General features: G+C 66.3%; 12 protein-coding genes and 1 pseudogene. 4 read left to right on the top strand and 9 right to left on the bottom strand.

Going from position 1 to position 15,729, the window contains the following annotated elements:
* Positions 1-82 precede the first annotated feature (82 nt).
* On the bottom strand, positions 83-3,478 hold the full coding sequence (locus F0U60_RS32180; protein WP_395805584.1) for a DUF4082 domain-containing protein: 3,396 nt from the start codon (positions 3,476-3,478) through the stop codon (positions 83-85).
* A 227-nt stretch (positions 3,479-3,705) separates the two neighbouring features.
* Positions 3,706-4,023: a hypothetical protein gene (locus F0U60_RS32175; RefSeq protein ID WP_395805582.1), complete on the bottom strand. Its 318-nt coding sequence runs from the start codon at positions 4,021-4,023 to the stop codon at positions 3,706-3,708.
* A 112-nt stretch (positions 4,024-4,135) separates the two neighbouring features.
* On the opposite strand from F0U60_RS32175, the pseudogene F0U60_RS32170 reads away from it, so the two are divergent.
* From F0U60_RS32170 to F0U60_RS32160, 3 genes and pseudogenes are all read left to right on the top strand, one after another.
* Positions 4,136-4,332: pseudogene (locus F0U60_RS32170) on the top strand (hypothetical protein); the annotation flags it as partial.
* A 316-nt stretch (positions 4,333-4,648) separates the two neighbouring features.
* A complete protein-coding gene (locus F0U60_RS32165) occupies positions 4,649-5,509 on the top strand; it encodes a hypothetical protein (RefSeq protein ID WP_395805580.1) in 861 nt (286 codons plus the stop codon).
* Between the two features lie 5 nt (positions 5,510-5,514).
* Entirely contained in the window at positions 5,515-7,731 is a 2,217-nt protein-coding gene (locus F0U60_RS32160) for a hypothetical protein (RefSeq protein WP_395826026.1), read from the top strand.
* A 215-nt stretch (positions 7,732-7,946) separates the two neighbouring features.
* Here the strand turns inward: F0U60_RS32160 and F0U60_RS32155 are convergent, their stop codons facing one another.
* From F0U60_RS32155 to F0U60_RS32140, 4 genes are all read right to left on the bottom strand, one after another.
* The gene (locus F0U60_RS32155) at positions 7,947-8,882 is read right to left on the bottom strand and encodes an alpha/beta fold hydrolase (protein ID WP_395805578.1); all 936 of its coding nucleotides are present in this window, start codon (positions 8,880-8,882) and stop codon (positions 7,947-7,949) included.
* Entirely contained in the window at positions 8,876-9,601 is a 726-nt protein-coding gene (locus F0U60_RS32150; protein ID WP_395805576.1) for a MerR family transcriptional regulator, read from the bottom strand. The genes F0U60_RS32155 and F0U60_RS32150 overlap by 7 nt, the downstream gene beginning before the upstream one ends.
* 89 nt (positions 9,602-9,690) lie before the next feature.
* Positions 9,691-10,095, bottom strand: coding sequence for a hypothetical protein (locus F0U60_RS32145; protein ID WP_395805574.1), 405 nt, complete (start codon positions 10,093-10,095; stop codon positions 9,691-9,693).
* A gap of 220 nt (positions 10,096-10,315) precedes the next feature.
* A complete protein-coding gene (locus F0U60_RS32140) occupies positions 10,316-10,867 on the bottom strand; it encodes a TetR/AcrR family transcriptional regulator (protein WP_395805572.1) in 552 nt (183 codons plus the stop codon).
* Between the two features lie 190 nt (positions 10,868-11,057).
* Here F0U60_RS32140 and F0U60_RS32135 point away from each other — a divergent pair, with 190 nt between their 5' ends.
* On the top strand, positions 11,058-12,242 hold the full coding sequence (locus F0U60_RS32135) for an oxygenase MpaB family protein (protein WP_395805570.1): 1,185 nt from the start codon (positions 11,058-11,060) through the stop codon (positions 12,240-12,242).
* 86 nt (positions 12,243-12,328) lie between these two features.
* On the opposite strand, the gene F0U60_RS32130 is transcribed toward F0U60_RS32135, so the two are convergent.
* From F0U60_RS32130 to F0U60_RS32120, 3 genes are read right to left on the bottom strand one after another with little or no spacing between them, the layout of a single operon-like run.
* The gene (locus tag F0U60_RS32130; protein WP_395805568.1) at positions 12,329-13,687 is read right to left on the bottom strand and encodes a TfuA-like protein; all 1,359 of its coding nucleotides are present in this window, start codon (positions 13,685-13,687) and stop codon (positions 12,329-12,331) included.
* On the bottom strand, positions 13,684-14,946 hold the full coding sequence (locus F0U60_RS32125; RefSeq protein ID WP_395805566.1) for a YcaO-like family protein: 1,263 nt from the start codon (positions 14,944-14,946) through the stop codon (positions 13,684-13,686). Before F0U60_RS32125 ends, F0U60_RS32130 begins: the two co-directional genes overlap by 4 nt.
* Entirely contained in the window at positions 14,943-15,728 is a 786-nt protein-coding gene (locus F0U60_RS32120; protein WP_395805564.1) for a hypothetical protein, read from the bottom strand. Before F0U60_RS32120 ends, F0U60_RS32125 begins: the two co-directional genes overlap by 4 nt.
* Between the last annotated feature and the right edge of the window lies 1 nt (position 15,729).

The raw sequence follows: 15,729 nt of genomic DNA, 5'->3' as shown, positions 1-15,729 counted from the left end.
ACACGCCGCACCCCGCCCCCCTCCCAAGGGAGAGGGGGAGGCGGCGCCACCGTCCCCCCCGAAGAGCGGAGTGGACCGCGACTCAGTTGTACGTGGCCGTGTACGTGCCGGCCTGCGCGCCGTTGATGAACGCGAAGCCCACGCCCTTAATGGTCTGCGGCACCGTCGTCACCGGCGTGCCGTTGACGCTCACGGATACGAGCGTGCGGCCCGTCGCCGTCCGTGTGGGAATCATGAGCGACAGGTTGCGCGCCGGGGTGGCCACGGTGAAGGTGAGCGCCGTGCCGGTAAAGGCCACGGAGGACACCCGGGTGGCCTCTCGCGCGTCGAGCCAGGCGAGCAGTTGCTTCGCGGTGATGACGGACACGCCCTCGCGCCGGGCCGAGGCGATGATGGCCGCCGAGCCCGAGGAGCCCGCCGACGGGTCCGTGTCCACGTGCATGTTGGCGTTGAACGCGCCGTAGTACCCCTTGGGGCCGAGCGCGTTGGCCAGCAGCGTGTCGATGTGCAGCGGGTACGACTGGCCGGACTCGTCCGTCATCTGCGTGGCCAGCTGGTAGACGTCGATGGGCGTGCCGTCCACGTCCGCGAAGCGCATGGCCATTCCCGAGCCGGTGAACAGGCCCGGGCGGTCCTGCACCCAGTAGTCCGGCCAGTAGTAGTAGTTCGTGTCCAGCCGGATGCCGTGGCGCAGCGACACCTTCGGCTGCGTGGCCCAATCGCTGAAGACGATGCAGTGCGTGCGGTTGGTGGTGGGCGCGGGGATGCCCGGGTACGACGCGGCGAAGTTCGCCAGCTGCGGCGTGAAGAAGTTCGGGTCCAGCGTGGCGGCCGTGTAGTCCGCGCAGCCGGTGTTGACGTGGAGGGCGTACTCGAAGCCCTGAGCCTCGTATGCCACGGCCTGCGTCGCCGTCAGCCCGCCGATGAAGTCATAGACGGTGCCGCGCACGCACTCCCAGTTGTCCACGTTGCAGCTCGCGGGGCTGGCGTTGAGGTACTGCTGCCAGCGCTGCACGGTGGCGCCACCCGGGTGCCCGTCACCCGTCATCACCACCACGGCCTTCTTCGCGCCGGGGAAGTACCAGAGACGCGGCAGCGGGACGGCGCTGGTCAGGTGGAGCATGTTCGCCAGCAGGCGCTGCTGCTCGTCCGCCTGGGGAATCTGCACCTTGCTCATGTCCACCCAGTCCGGCTTCGGGTCGAAGGACGCGTTGCCGTAGAACATGTCGTTGGAGCGCGCCCCCGGGCCGATGCTGGAGCCGTCACGGTTCTGGCCTTGCCACGCCGGGTTGCCCTGGCGCGTGAGGATGACGGACTTCGCCAGGTCGTACGCGAAGGCGATGGCCGTGCCGCTGCCCGCCGGACGTAGGCTGACCGCGGCGTAGGACGTGGGCGTGGTGGCGCTCGAGTAGAGCGTGGCGACGGCGCGCGTGCCGGCGGCCAGCGTGTGCAGGTCCGCGGTGCCGTGGTACTGCATCGTCTCCGCGGTGAGGCCCGCGCCCGGCGCCTGGGTCGTGTCGAGCAGGAGGTAGCCCTCCGACAGCGTGCCCGTGGACGGGTTGAGGCCGAGCAGCGCGTTGAGGTTGGCGGAGGGTCGCATGGCGATGAGGCTGCCGCCCGCGTTCACCCAGTTGGTGACGAGCGTCACCTGGGCGGCGCTCAGCGTCGTCTCGCCGAGGATGAGCACCCGGTAGTTATCGAGCGACACCGACGTGCCGATGTTGCCGGCGTCGGTGGCGGCGAACGAGGCGATGCCCTCGGCCTTGAGAAGCTCCTTCAGATAGTCGGTGAAGGCGTTGGCCGGGTCGGTGGCCAGCAGCACCGGGCCGGAGCCGGTGACACCCGGGCGCGGCGGCGGGCCGTTCGACTCGAAGATGACGTCCACCCAGTAGTTGGCGTTCTGGTAGCTGGTGGTGGGGAAGCTGGACACCGTGCCGTAGGCATATACGCCGTTGCCGCCGCTGGTGGTGCTGCCCGGCAGTGCGTGCAGGGGCGGCGCGTCCACGCCGTTGGCCAGCCCGCCCAGGTCGGCGGAGTAGCCGCCGACCGGCGCGAAATACGAGGCCACATACGTGGTGCCCGCGGTGATGGACACCGGCGAGGCGAACGTCACCTGCTGCCAGCCCGTGGCCGTCTCGTTCGTGAAGGTGGCGCTGGCGAGGAGCTGGCCGGAGGCGCTCCACAGGTTACCCACGTGGGTGCCGGTGTTACCCGCGCCCTTGTAGAAGCGGATGCCCTTCACCCGGCCGTCCACGTCCGAGCGGAACTTCACGCCCACCTCGATGGAGGACGCGTCTTGGGCCGTGGGGGTGCCGGGCGTCGCGCTCACGGGGAAGAGGCTGAAGGTGTTGCCCGGCGGGGGTGGCTCCGGCGGCGGCGCGCCCGTGGCCTGGAACAGGACGTCCACCCAGTAGTTGGAGTCGCGGTAGCTGCCTGTGGGGAAGGTGCCCGAGGGCCCATACGCGTAGACGCCGTTGCCGCCGCTGGTGGGGCCGGGAAGCGCGGACACGGGCGGAGCACTCACGCCGTTGACGAGGCCCGCGTCGTCGAAGGCATAGGCTCCGTTGGGCGCGTGGTACGAGGCCACGTACGTCGTGTCGGCGGCGATGGGCACTGGATTGGAGAACGTCACCTGCTGCCAGCCGGTGGCCGTCTCGTTGACGAAGGTGGCCGAGGCCAGCAACTGCCCGGAGGCGCTCCACAGGTGGCCCACGTGGGTGCCGGTGTTGCCCGCGCCCTTGTAGAAGCGCACGCCCACCACATTGCCCGTCACGGAGGTCCGGAACTTCACGCCTACTTCGACGGGGCGGGAGTCATTGCTCACCGAGGCGATGACCGGTGTGGCGGTGGACGGCCAGATGCTCACCGGCGCCGCGGGCCGGAAGACCACGTCCACCCAGTAGTTGGAGTTGCGGAAGCTGTCGGTGGGGAAGGTGCCGGAGGGGCCGTACTTGAAGACGCCGTTGCCGCCGCTGGTGGTGCTGCCCGGCAGCGCGTGCAGGGGCGGGCTGTCCACACCCGCGATGAGGCCCGAGTCCGTGAAGCCATAGGCCCCGTTGGGCGCGTGGTACGAGGCCACGTACGTGGTGCCCGCGGTGACGGGCACCGGGGTGGAGAACGTCACCTGCTGCCAGCCGGTGGCCGTCTCGTTGACGAAGGTGGCCGAGGCGAGCAACTGCCCGGTGGCGCTCCACAGGTGGCCCACGTGGGTGCCGGTGTTGCCCGCGCCCTTGTAGAAGCGGATGCCGACGATGTCGCCCGCCACGTCGGACTTGAACTTCACGCCCACCTCCACCGCGGTGGAGTCATTCGTCACTGAGGGCACGGCGGGCGTGCTGTTGGGCGCGAAGAGGGAGAAGGCCGTCTGCGCGTGCGCGCTCCCGGGGGTAAAGGCCAGGAGGGCCAACGCGAGCGCCGTGGTAACGCACCGGAGCAGGTGCTGGACGGCCCGGGGGGGCCGTTGGGGATGTTGTGTCATTGGGACGTTCCTGATGGGGGGTGGAGTCGTGCTGCGACGCGGTATTCAACCGCGCAGCTCCATCTTTCTGACGGGTTGCTTCATCCACAATGACACAGAGGAGTGACAAGCTCGGAATTCGCGTTTCCGTGCCACCTCATGAAACTTTTGTCACGCCATTGCGAAAGAGGCACTTGGGCTCAGGATGTCCTGGAGCCGCACTCCATCCTTACGCGGAATGGCCCCCTTCAGGGCGCCTTGCCCGAGGCGATGGGCGCCACCCAGAGGACGTACTCCGGTTTCGAGGCACTCGAGCTCGAGATGGCGGCCACCTGGCGCTGATCCGGCGAGACGAGCAGGGCCGTCCAGTGCCCGCCCTCGGGCTCCGGGGGCGGCGGGGAGAAAAGGTGCCAGCTGCGCACATCCTTGGGACTCGTGGGGATGAAGAAATCTCCTTTCCAGGTGAGATAGCGGCCACCGCCCAGCACCGAGCTGCCCACCCCGCGAGCAAACTGCCTCCACACCGAGGGCAGGCGAACACCTCCAGCGCTTTCGCTCCTGCGCACCAGCCCGGCCCCATCCACTCGTGGCGTCCGCTCCTTCTTCGGCTCTGCCCTCGTCCCTGCCTCAGGCGCTGGGCTCTCCTCTCGCGGCTTCGGCTCCGCTCCCGCTTGAGGCGCGGAGACCCGGTTCGGGAACCTGGACGCCGCTGCCCACGTACTCGAACAGCGGCGCGAGCTGTTTTCCTGGAACAGTTCGACTAGTCGGCTCAAGATGAGGACATCCGCGCGGTGACTCTGGCGGAAATGCGGTTGGCCGAGAATGCCGTGGCTCGCCAGGACACGGCGCAGGCGGCCCGTTGGTTGAGCAAGGCGCGTCGAACCTATACCTAACGAGTAGGCGCGGATCGCCTTGGGAGACCAGCGAGGAGGCTACCCTGGGAAAAGTCCCCCAGGATGGCTTCGGTTCCGTTCACACGACATTACCCGGAGGGCTCGTCCTTGCACCGGCCGGCACTCTCCCTGCACGACCGGGACCTTTCCCAGAGGAGCAGGAAAGAAGTGAGAGTCTTTGAATAGACGTGATGCCGTATAAACATGGTTCATCAACTTTCTGCCCTCAGTTGGCTCCGTTGATCTGTCCGCAGCCTCCGTGTAGCGTCCACCACAGTGACTCATGAAGGGGATTGAGATGAAACTCCGCCTCGCTTGTGCCTATGCCACGGCCGTCTTGTTCGTGCTGCCTCCACCGATCCTGGCTGCCGATAAATCGGGGAATAAGGCTGCGAGTTCCGCCCAAGAGCGTCCCAATCAGCTTTCTGATGACTGGAAGGGTTTGATTCAGTTCCCGACGAGCAGCCAGCGAGTATGGTCAGCGAAAGACCAGTCCGGTTTCGGCCTCGGCGACCACCACGCACTCGCGGAGAAGGGCGGTACCATTTGCAGCGAGCAGCTCGTTGCGGCGCAGTACCGCCAGGACATCCAGAAGCAGTTTGATGCAACCGCGCATTTCGACAATTGCGTGATCGAAGGTTCATTCCAGGCCCTGGACACGGAAATCACTGAAATAAACAAGATCCTTTCGGCACCGAGTGACAAGAAGGCCGCCGCTCAGAAGGCCATGTCGCATATCGGGCGCATACTGCATGCCGTCCAGGACTTCTACGCTCACACGAACTGGGTTGAACTGCAGCATTCGGCTGGTACTCCGTTCGACAACGCGACCGTATCGATCTGGACGGAAGAGGGGCGCAAGCGCGTGCGCGACACAAAGAACCTGGTGAGTGGTTACGTCTGGTGGTCGCGAACTCCGAGCCAGTGTGAGTCCGATAAGGTGACCCACGCGATTCTCGCCAAGGACTCATCGAGCACGCAGGGCGGGAAGGTTCCTCTGTTGCAGTGGAAGCGGTCGGCCTACATGGCGGCGTTCACGCTTGCGCAACGGTCCACTGGTGCGTTCCTCGAATGGGCCTATGGGAAGTGGCCGTTGCTAGCGCAGCAGTGCGGTAACGAGTTGTACGTGGTCGTCACTCCTGATCGGCGCCCTGAATGAAACCTATGCGCACGTCGCTGCTCATCCTCGTTCCGTTGATGCTGGCAACCCAGGCGTGGCCCGCGCGTGCTGAGCTGCCCTCCGTTCCCAAGTGCCGCCTCGACTCGTCACTCGAGGCCCCGTTTCAGTCTGCATTCGAGGCAATTCGCAAGCATTGGTCCGAGACAGACCCTTCGGCTTTCCCTTTCGACTCGCTAACCATCAATGCAGAGCCTCTACCGAGAGGACTGCGCCTCGATGTTGTTCGAGATGCCTACGCTGGACAGGTCAATGACAAGGGCTGCCCAATCGGTGGAAAAACCAGGAAGGCGAGGGGGAGCCCGGACGACAAGACAGTGGCTCGACTGTGTCAGCCGGATGGTCCTCGGCGCCTGCGCTGCTCGGCAGATGGAATGCGTGCATTGCTGGATTCCGATCCACAAGAACGAAAGCCGAACTTGGGCTTCGTGTTGGTTCTTGCCCACGAGATGTCGCACCTCGTACATGGAGATCCTGGAGCATTCATCTCTCCTTTCAAGCCAATCTCGAGAGCCTTGTCGGGCGATGAAAAGTGGGCTGCATTATCGCTCGCCTGCGAACTTCCAGACCCAAAGAGAAACAAGGCCCAACTGGACCGGGAGGAGCGTGCAGACAACGAAGCCGTAGCCATCGTCGAACGTCTCGTGGCCGCACAAATGAAGGACGACACCTCCGCAGGTCCCGCAGGTGCTCGTTCCCTACTGTTGGGCAGCATCAATGCGAGTCTGCTCGGGCTTCGCCAATGGCAGGCTAGCCTTCAGGGACGCCGCGACATCCCCCCTATCGACACGCCCCTGGAGCAGGACGACGTGGAGCGTTTCATCGAGTGGGTGACCGATCGGCGACTCTGCGATCTGTTCGCGAATTCGAAGGGTACGGCCCTCGTGCCACAAGTCCCTGCAGATCATCCGATAGCCTCCGTGCGGCTCTCTTATCTCGCGCTCAGATTGGCCTCCCTTCCCGTGTCTGGAGACGGTCCGACTCTCCTGGATCAGATGGGGACAGGAAACGCGAACGAGCTTCTCAACCGGATGGCGAGCGTCATTGCCCTCATTGCCCGGAACGAAGCGGAGGCGGAGGTGCGAAGCACTCAATCCTTCTGCGAACGTGTCAGATGGATGACCGTTCCTGCGTGTGAGGCGGTTCCCGCTCAGTTCCCTCGTGCACCCCGCTCATGCCCCGAGATGCAGGCCAAGGTGGAGTGGCGCCCGTTGAAGGTCAGCCCGGAGAAGACGCTCGTGACGAAGGAGCAGGAGGTGCTCCAACTCGGGGCTCGCAACTTGACCTTCGCACGTCCATTGGGTGGCAACACCCTGCTGGTGGGGGGAATCGGCAGCCTCGGTTTCGTCGGCGCAGACGGTACAGCCTCCTGGTTCGAGGTTCCGTGCATCCCTCGGGATGCAGTCGAGACGGACGACGGAGCGCTCGTCATCTGTGATCATGCGCTTGGGCTAATTCGAACCTCGCGCTCGGCGCCCCTTGCGTGGGGTCGAGCGACGAACCCGGTCTTCAACGGCGAGCCCGATGAAGAGCAGTCCAGTGTTCGTTGGATGGGCCGGGTGGGGGAGCGAATTCTCGCGTTGTTCGTGTCGGGCTCGGGGACCACGCAGACGATCGACGTGACTTCGGACCAGTGGAGGACCGCCGCACCTTGGCGCCAGCAGGGTTGTGACGTCCTCATTCATGGGATGGAGGTGGGGCTGGCCAATGGCCGGTGGACAGGAGCCAGTACGGGGGTGGAGTCGATACATAGAACAGCGCGCTTCGATGACAACTTCACGCGCCCCACGACCTTCACCGCGCGTTCATCACCCGAGTCGCTCACCTGTGGAATTGGCCCGAAGGGCCCACTCTGCTTGGCGGTGGATGGACGGCTCTTCGAGCCCGAACCGAGCCAGCCCCGGGTTATGGCACGCCTTTCCATTGCCGAGCTCGTGCGGAAGGGAAGGCTTCGCGACGCATCACTTTGCACCTCGGGCGAGTCAGTCTGGGCGTTGCTCGTCGAAGATGTTCGTGGGGAGCCGGTGGCGGAGCTTCATCACATCCAGGGTTCGTCAGCACGACGCGTCGTTGAGAGGAAGGGCTTCGATGCGGCAAGCCTTCGCTGCTCATCGGATGAGACCACGGTCATGTTCTCGAGCGGCCTTGCTTCCGAGGTCCATCGGTTCAAGACTGCGGAGAAGGTGACCCGGGACGGTAAGTAGAAGGTATCTCGAGCCAGGGGGCCTCTGATTCACCCCGAGGCCCGTCCCGCCCAGCTCAGGTAATCCGCGTTCTCGCAGATCTGAGTCCCTGCACGAACGGGCCCATACGCGGGAACTTAGCTCCCTGACCGATGGTGTCAAAGGACTCGAGTGGACAGAGGCCCGGCGGCGCTCACCCCCGGCCAACCAACCATGGGGAGCGCCCGGGGCTCGACTCATCGACTCTCCAAACGCCGTGGCGCGGTCCCCGCCGCCCTCGCCTCACCCTTGCGCACAATGGCGGCGATATGATCGGCGATCCGCTCCCAGAGCCCGGGCGGAAGGTTGTGCCCCATCCCGTCGATCAGCACGAGCTCGGCCCCCGGAATCGCGGCAGCCGTGGCACGTCCACCGCTTGGGTCGCACAGTGTGTCGGCGAGCCCGTGCAGCACGAGCGTGGGTACGTCGAGCGTGCGCAGCCGCGGGGTGCGGTCACCCGACGCGACCGACGCCACGGCCTGGCGCGCGATGGCGACTTCGTCGTAATCGCGATCGTACGCAAGCCCCGCGATCTCGGCCACGCTCGCCAGATCCGCCGGGAACGCCGGCGAGCCCACCACTGCAAGGTGGCGCACGGCGCGCGCGACGACCTCCTCGCGCGTGCGTACGGGAGTCCCTCCGAACAACGCCTTCATGGTCTCGGGGTGCGCCTGCCCGACCGACATGTCGCCGGTCGTTGACATCATCGTCGTGAGCGAGCGCACCCGCGTCGGATGCTCGAGCGCGATCGTCTGCGCGATCGCGCCACCCATCGACGCTCCCACCACGTGCGCGGCGTCGATCTTCAGGGCATCGAGCAGGCCCACCGCGTCAGCAGCCATGTCGGAGAACGTGTACGACGCCGAGGACAGATCGCCCTTGAGCGCCGCGGGCAAATCAGGAGTCGGGGCATCGCGCATGTGCGTGGAGTGCCCCGAATCGCGGTTGTCGAAGCGCACCACGTGGAGCTCGCGCGCGACGAGCGCCCGCAGGAAGCCGAGCGGCCAGTTCACGAGCTGGGCGGCGAGTCCCATCACGAGCAGCACCGTCGGGTGTTTTGGATCGCCGAGTTGCTCCCAAGCGATGTCGAGATGTGCTGGTCCGACGTCCTTCGCGATTTGTTCGTTCAGCATGGTTCGTGCTCCTCTTTGTGAAGGCTGGCCAGGGCCTGGTTGAGGTACCGCATCAGCGCGGGGTTCCACCCGGCGAGGTTCTTCGGGGGCGCGAACTGGCGAAGGTGCGCGAGCGCATCCAACGTGGCGCGATCGCCACCGGCGAATTCAACGATCCGCGCCAGGGCCGTGCGGGCCACGGCGCGAGGGCGCGGGGCCGATGGGGCCTCTCCCGCCTTCATGCACGCACGAAGCTTGTCGCCCAGCTCCCGCCACCGGGCCTCTTCCTCCTTCGATGCGTTCCCCTTCTTCCGGAGTGCGTCGCCACGGCGAACGACCCGCGACATGGCCTCGATCGTGGCGAGCACGTCGTCGGGTTCGACGCCGCGGTCCGCATGCTCGCACGCGTGGTCGAGGAGCGTCCGAAGTCTTTCGAGCCGATCGAGCTCGGCCTCGACGCGAGCCCGATGGGCACGCAGGACGTTGGCGAGCGTGGCACGGTCGTCATCGAGCATGCGACCGATGTCCGCGAGTGAAAGCCCCAGGTCGCGCAACGCGCGAATGCGGTAGAGGCGTCGCACGTCGTTCTCGTCGTAGAGCCGTTGGCGTCCCTCCGTCCGCGCCGCTGGCGCGAGCAGCCGGATGTGCTCATAGTGGTGGAGGGTACGCACCGTCAGACCGGTGGCGTCCGCCAGGTCGCCGATACGCCAGCGGCGTCGGCTCGTCGCTCGTTCCTTCATGTCGGCGAACGGTACAACCTGACGCAACGTCAGGTGCAAGCCTGTGCCAGGAGATGACCGCCAGCGACAGGTGCGTGGAGCGCCTGTCTTCAGTCCGGGAGCGTGAGATGCGCGCCGTCGGATTCGATGCTGCACGACGTCATTCTGACGGAGACGTTTTGCTCGGCGGAGCGGCTACCGTCCGCGCTCGTCGCCCGGACGAGATACGTCCCCTCGCCATCGCCGCCTGTCCACCTCTCACAGTTTTGATCGCTCCCAAAGGACTCAGCGCACCAGGCTGGCTGCTCGGTGCCTCCCTCCGGGGTATAGGTGACGCGGGCATCCCGGACTGGATTGCCCCGCGTGTCCACCACGGTCACCATGAAGACTCCGTTGGCGGACCTGGCCGCCGCCAAGAGAGCCCCGTTGGTGGTGCTGGCCGCGCAGATCCCTGGCTCACAAGCGGGCAACAGCGGGAGGACGGCGAGCAACAGGGACGCACGAATCAGACGCATAGGACTCCTCGGGTGTGAAAGAGAAGCCCCGCTCCTTTGCATCCGATATGCCGGGCCTCTTCCTTCGAGGCCCGTGCTCCTCACGCCGGTCCAACTCTGTCGGACCCGCCTCACTCTTTCAGATTTCCGTGGCTCCTCGCGCTTAGCGCAGCCCGGCCCACGGGTGGGCATCGATATCGGAGACGGCGCCATAGCGACTGTTGCCCCAGCGCACGGGAATCTACTGGGTCGTCCGTGGCGCGGTGCGCCCGAGGATTCGCTCGGCGGTCGCCAGCAGGTGTTGGTTCAGTTCCTCGTCCGAGAGTTGGGGGAACCATGCCGCCGCATTGCGCAGCCCGCCGAGCGCGACCGCTAGGTACACCAGCTCCGCGTTGTCGGGGGCGTCACTCTCGAAGAGATGTCTGATGCGCTCGGCGAAGAGCGTCATCTTCTCGCTGATAACCGGGCTGGTCGCCGCGATCGGATCCTGCTCCAGCAGGGCCAGGAGCCCTCGGTGCTTGACCAGCAGCGACACGTAGCCCCTGAGCGCCAGGCGTCGTCGCACCGCCTTCCTGGGCTCGGCCTCCGTCTCGTCCAGGAACTGTCCTAGGTCCGTGAACGCTGGCTCCGCCACGGCCGCCAGGAGATCCTCCTTCGTGCGGAAGTGGTAGGACACTGCCGCCTTGGACAGCTCCATGGCCGTGGCAATCATCTGGATGGACGTGCCTTCGTAGCCGTGTTCCGAGAACAGTTCGAGCGCGGTGCGGATCATGCGCTCTCGCGTTCGTTCCATGGCAGGGGTCGTCATTCCTCCTCTTTACACCCCAAACCCACCCCTCCGTCCTGGATGTCCGCTCGGCTCATGACTGGACGATCGTCCAGTCATGAGCTTGACGATCGTCCAGTTCGCACGTTAGACAAACTGGACGATCGTCCAGGTTTCTGGCCGGTCGCTCTCCCGGCGGACCGGGATGGAGATCTTCATGAGTGCGACGGACCAGGACGTTGGGTTCTCTGGCAGGTTGGCCAACTTCGGGGCCGCGCGCGCCCGGCATGGTGAGAGGGCGGGCTTCATGGCACGCATGCTCGCCGTGGGCGATCCGCTCGCGGATGCGGTGATCGCCGAGTTGGATGCGCTGGGCCAGGCCGGACGGCAGATGCTCAACGCGGGCCTCTCCGACGGGCTGGGCAGCCTGAAGGACCCTCCACCGGCGATTGCCGCGTTGCTGCGTCAGCTCGAGACCGTGCCCGAGTGGGTCGACCGCGAGGCGCTGATCCAGGGCGACGTCGTGTCCCAGTCCATTCCTCCGCTCTGGAGCGATCTCGCCTTCTCCGTCGGCTCGCTGGTGCACACCTACAGCTCGCCAGCCATCGCCCGGCTGCTGGTGCAGACCGGCCAGCTCTCCTCCATGGCGCCGAGGCGGCTGCTGGAGACCGGTATCTGGCGCATCCAGAGCATGCTTCCTGGAGGGCTGGTGCGCGGTGCTCCCGGATACGTTCAGACTGTTCAGGTTCGGTTGCTGCACGCCCGGGTTCGTGCCACTGCGCTCAAGCGCGGCTGGGAGCACGAGCGGTGGGGTGTCCCCATCAATCAGACCGACGTCGCCCGCACCTGGCTGGACTTCACCGTGGTGCCCTTCCGCGCCTTGGAGAAGGTGGGGATCGTTATCACCGAGGCGCAGCAGGAGGCTCTCTACCGGCACTGGTGGTACGTCGGCTACCTGTTGGGTCTGGACGAGGGGTTCTTTCTGCCTCTGCACAACCACGCCGAGGCCGAGGCCTTGCTGGAGTTGGTGGATTCCACCCTCACTCCGCTGGACGAGAACACGCGCTCCCTGGCCACGGCGCTGCTGGACGCCACCGCGGATGCACTCTGCGCCGTCCCGGGCTCTCCCTTCACGCAGCCCTTGGCGCGGGAGCTGCTCAACGCACTGACCCGGAGCTTCCAGGGCGACGCGGTCGCCGATGCTCTGGGTGTTTCTCCCTCGTCGGTGACGTCGTTGCTCCCGCTGTTCGCCGCGGGCAATGCCGAGACCCGTCGCTGGCAACTCCGCACTCCGGATGCCGCGGAACAGGCGCGCGCGGAGAACCTTGTTGTCTACCGCGAGCGGACGACCCTGGTTCCCGATGGCACCGAATACCAGAAGCACATTCGGGCCACGGGCTAGGGGGCTCCCTGGTGGTCAACTCCAGGCGGACATACCCTCACCCTCGCCCTCTCCCAGAGGGAGAGGGGATATCCACGGGTTTTTGTTTAAGAACTTCGTGGGACTTCATTTGCCAACCGAAGGAGGAAACAGCGCTCCCTCTGCACGGCTCGTCGGAGCTCGTCCTCGTCGGTGAATCCTAGGGATTGTGCATACACGTTGATGTCTGGAGGCACGGGACGGCCGAGCCGCTCTTGGAAGTACCATTCCCAGAGCTTCTCCTCGGAGAGCCTTGTCTCGGCGAGATCCGGCCTCTCTTGTCCGGACTCGGCGAGCGCCTGTTCCTTGTGGCGAACGCGCTCCCGGAGCGGGCCGTACTCGCCCGTGGAGCGCAGGTAGTCTGGTAGATGCCAGGCAATGTCCGGTTCGAGCAGCGCCTCGAGCCGGCGCACTTGGAGCTCCGTTTCGAAGAACGACACTTCATCCTCGACGTGCTGTTCCTCCAGCCAGCTCTCGAACTGCTCCGCTTCGAGCAAGCCTCGCTCGCGCCGGAAGGTGTCACAGACCTCGCTCAGCTCCTCTTCCCGGACGGCATGTCCCTGCCGCACGGCCTCCTCCACCGCTAACGCACGCAGCAGCGCCCCCTGCCGAGCCCGAGGGAACGTGCCGGAGATCCGCAGCTCCTCGAGGAGCGACTCTCGCAGGGGTTCTTCTCCCTGTTCCTCCGAAGGCGAGGGGAGCTGCTCGGAGCGGCGGCGCGCCTCCTCCCAGGCATCCGTCCGCGAGAGTGAATAGGTGACCTTCTTCGGACCGGGGTGGCTCGCCAGCTCCTCGCGCATGCCGCGCAGCATGATCAGCGCATCCTCGCGCTTCTGGTTGATTCTCCCCCGGGGGAGCCAGGCGCGCAGCCGCTCCAGCTCAACGGCCGGGACACCCTCGCGAGCCGCCTGAGTCAGCAGGGCAGGGTAGCAGCGCTCCGGGTAGTAGAGCCCTTTGGCAATCCGTTCCAATGTGGCCCGCGTCGGCAGGCGGATCACCCCTGACCGCGCGGCGCTCGCCAGCGTGGCTCGGATGTTGACCATCGCCTCCGAGAGCGGGCGATAGTCCTCCTCCGCCGGGGCATGCACCACCGCGACCTCGTCATCGTCCTCCAGGTCGCCGTGCAGGAACGCCTCGAAGGTGGCGCCGACTCCGCGCATGCCGAACGGGGCCAGCTCCGCCGCGCGCAGGGCGCCCATGCTGGCGCTCCCGTAGACGTGGATGCCCTCGGCCATGGCCCACAGAAGCTCCTTGTGCCACACGGCGGGCGTGCGCTCGAAGTAGCCGTCGATGAGGCCGATGGCCTCGGGGTGCTCGCATGCGGCCCGGTACACGTCTCCCTGCGCCGCAGGTGGCAGGAACACTGCGTCGAGCTCCGCCCTGGCTTCCTCCTCGGAGAGGGTCGGTCCAACGAAGACGTAGATCATCGCGAGCGCTCCTCCAGGAGCCGGCGGGCCCGGGCCCCTGGGACGTAGCCGGGCGCGTCGTGAATGGCCTCCAGGCCGGGAATGACCACTCGTGCCACCGCAATCCCAAACGCGGGTTTGGAGAGGTCCACCACCACCACTTGCTCGAGCCCCACCGCGGCCAGACGCTCCAGCTCCCAGGCCACGTCCTCGTCGAAGCTGTCTCCCTCGAAGGAGGGAATCTCGTGGAAGCGTCGCACGGGCTCGCTGGAGTGCATCAGCTTCTGGACGCGGAGCCAGAGCGTCGGGTCCTGCAGAGTCTCGTAGTAACGGGCTACGCCCAGGTCATCGCGGGAGCCGGAGATCAACGTCGCTCGGACCTGCGCTGCCTCGGTGAGGGCTCGGAGGAGCGCCACCTGGCGGGCGGGATGGCACCCCGCGCCTGTCGTGGGAAAGAGCGGGCGGAGGGGTTCCGGCGAGCGCTCGGCGCTCATGCAGAAGAAGGCCGGCAGACCGACATCCGACGTCGTCTCCCAGACGGCCACGTCCACGCCGGCGCGATCGAACTTCTCCAACACCTCGCGGCAGCCCGGGTCATCCACTGTGTCCAGGTCGAGCCGCGTCCGCTGTCGCTCCTCCGCGCTGCGCAGGTGCCAGAGGGTGGTCGCGTCGCGCTCCACCACCTCGCACAGGCCGTGGCTGATCGCCTCCAGCAGGTGGTTGCCGGAGGCCAGCCCGTTGGAGCTCATGAAGAATGAGCCGCTGCCGGAGGGAAGCGGCAGCGTGTAGTCGGTATGCACCAGCTCGTAGGGCAACCACACCGGGGTGTTGCTCCGCAGGTCGCGACCTTCAATCCACAGCAGTCGAAGGGAAGGGTGGAAGGAGCCCACCGACAGCCGGGGCAGTCGAGTGACGTCGACCAGCGGGTGGCTGAAGCGCAGCTCGTTGTGGCTGGCGAGCACGAGCGGGAGGGTGATGTGCTCGGCGTGATACGTCTCCACGGCCTCCATGAGCCCGGAGACCTTGGCCGAGGTGAGATCCAATCCCTTCCCCTGGGAGACCGCGAGGGAGCGCGAGTTGGGCCGGCAGACCGTCACCACGGGAATGCCCAGCCGGTCCAGGCCGGTGATGTTGGCGATGCGGGTGATGCCCATCACCGCCATCAGGGGACGCACCCGCCGCAGCGTCTCCTCGGGGGAGCGCAGGCGGTGCGTCCCCGCCCGGTACCGCTTGGGCGCCGCCGGGCCGGTGGCGCCGGTGTGGGTCGCCGGATCGATCATTTGTTTTTCCCGCGGCGGACGATGGACCTGGTGCCCCTGCGTGAACCCCCGGGCCCCGAGCCACGCCGGGCCTGGACCTGGACGCGGTGCTCGACGGGCTTCGCAGCGCCGGGGACGGCGAGCCTCTTCTGCCTGATGCGCTCGGCGACGTACGTGCTGCCCTTCCGAATGGAGGCCAGATTCACCAGCTGGCAGGCGCTGCCCGCCGTGGGCAGGCGGGGGATGTCCGCAACCACCGTTCCCAGCTCCACCATGAGCTGGGGCGCGCTCTTCATGTCATCCGGGAGCTTCTGCTTCTCGTAGTACTCCTTCCTCACCCAATAGAAGTTCCCGTCCTCGCCGAAGATGACCAGGTCGTCCTCTTCCACGCACAGCCCTGCCCCATTCTTGACTTCGGGTGGCGCGGACGTGGCCTGCGCCGAGTGGCCGTTCGCGAGCGTGTGCCTGGCGCGGGGATCCTTGTGCTTCTCGCTCTCTTGTCGGATGGCGGCCATGTTCAGCACGATGCAGGAGCAACCCGCGGTCATGGGCTCGCCATCCGCGCCATCCAGCTGCGCCGATTTGTAAGCGGTGACGTCCGCGACCACTGCGCCCAGTCCTACGACGAACTCCGGTGCGCTTCTGAATCTGTCCGGGAGCCGTTGCTCCGGGGTCGCGTAGTAGGCCTTGGGTACATGGTGGAACTCTCCGTCCACGCCGAAGATGACCAGATCATCTTGTTCGAGTTGCAGCACCGACACGCGTGGCTGCTCGGAGTTGTCTGGTTTTTTTCCATTGTTCATG

This window comes from Archangium minus (genome assembly GCF_044360475.1).
Classification (GTDB): Bacteria; Myxococcota; Myxococcia; order Myxococcales; family Myxococcaceae; genus Archangium; species Archangium minus.
Note: the sequence above shows the minus strand (reverse complement) of the source record. Positions and strands in the feature narration are given on the sequence as shown.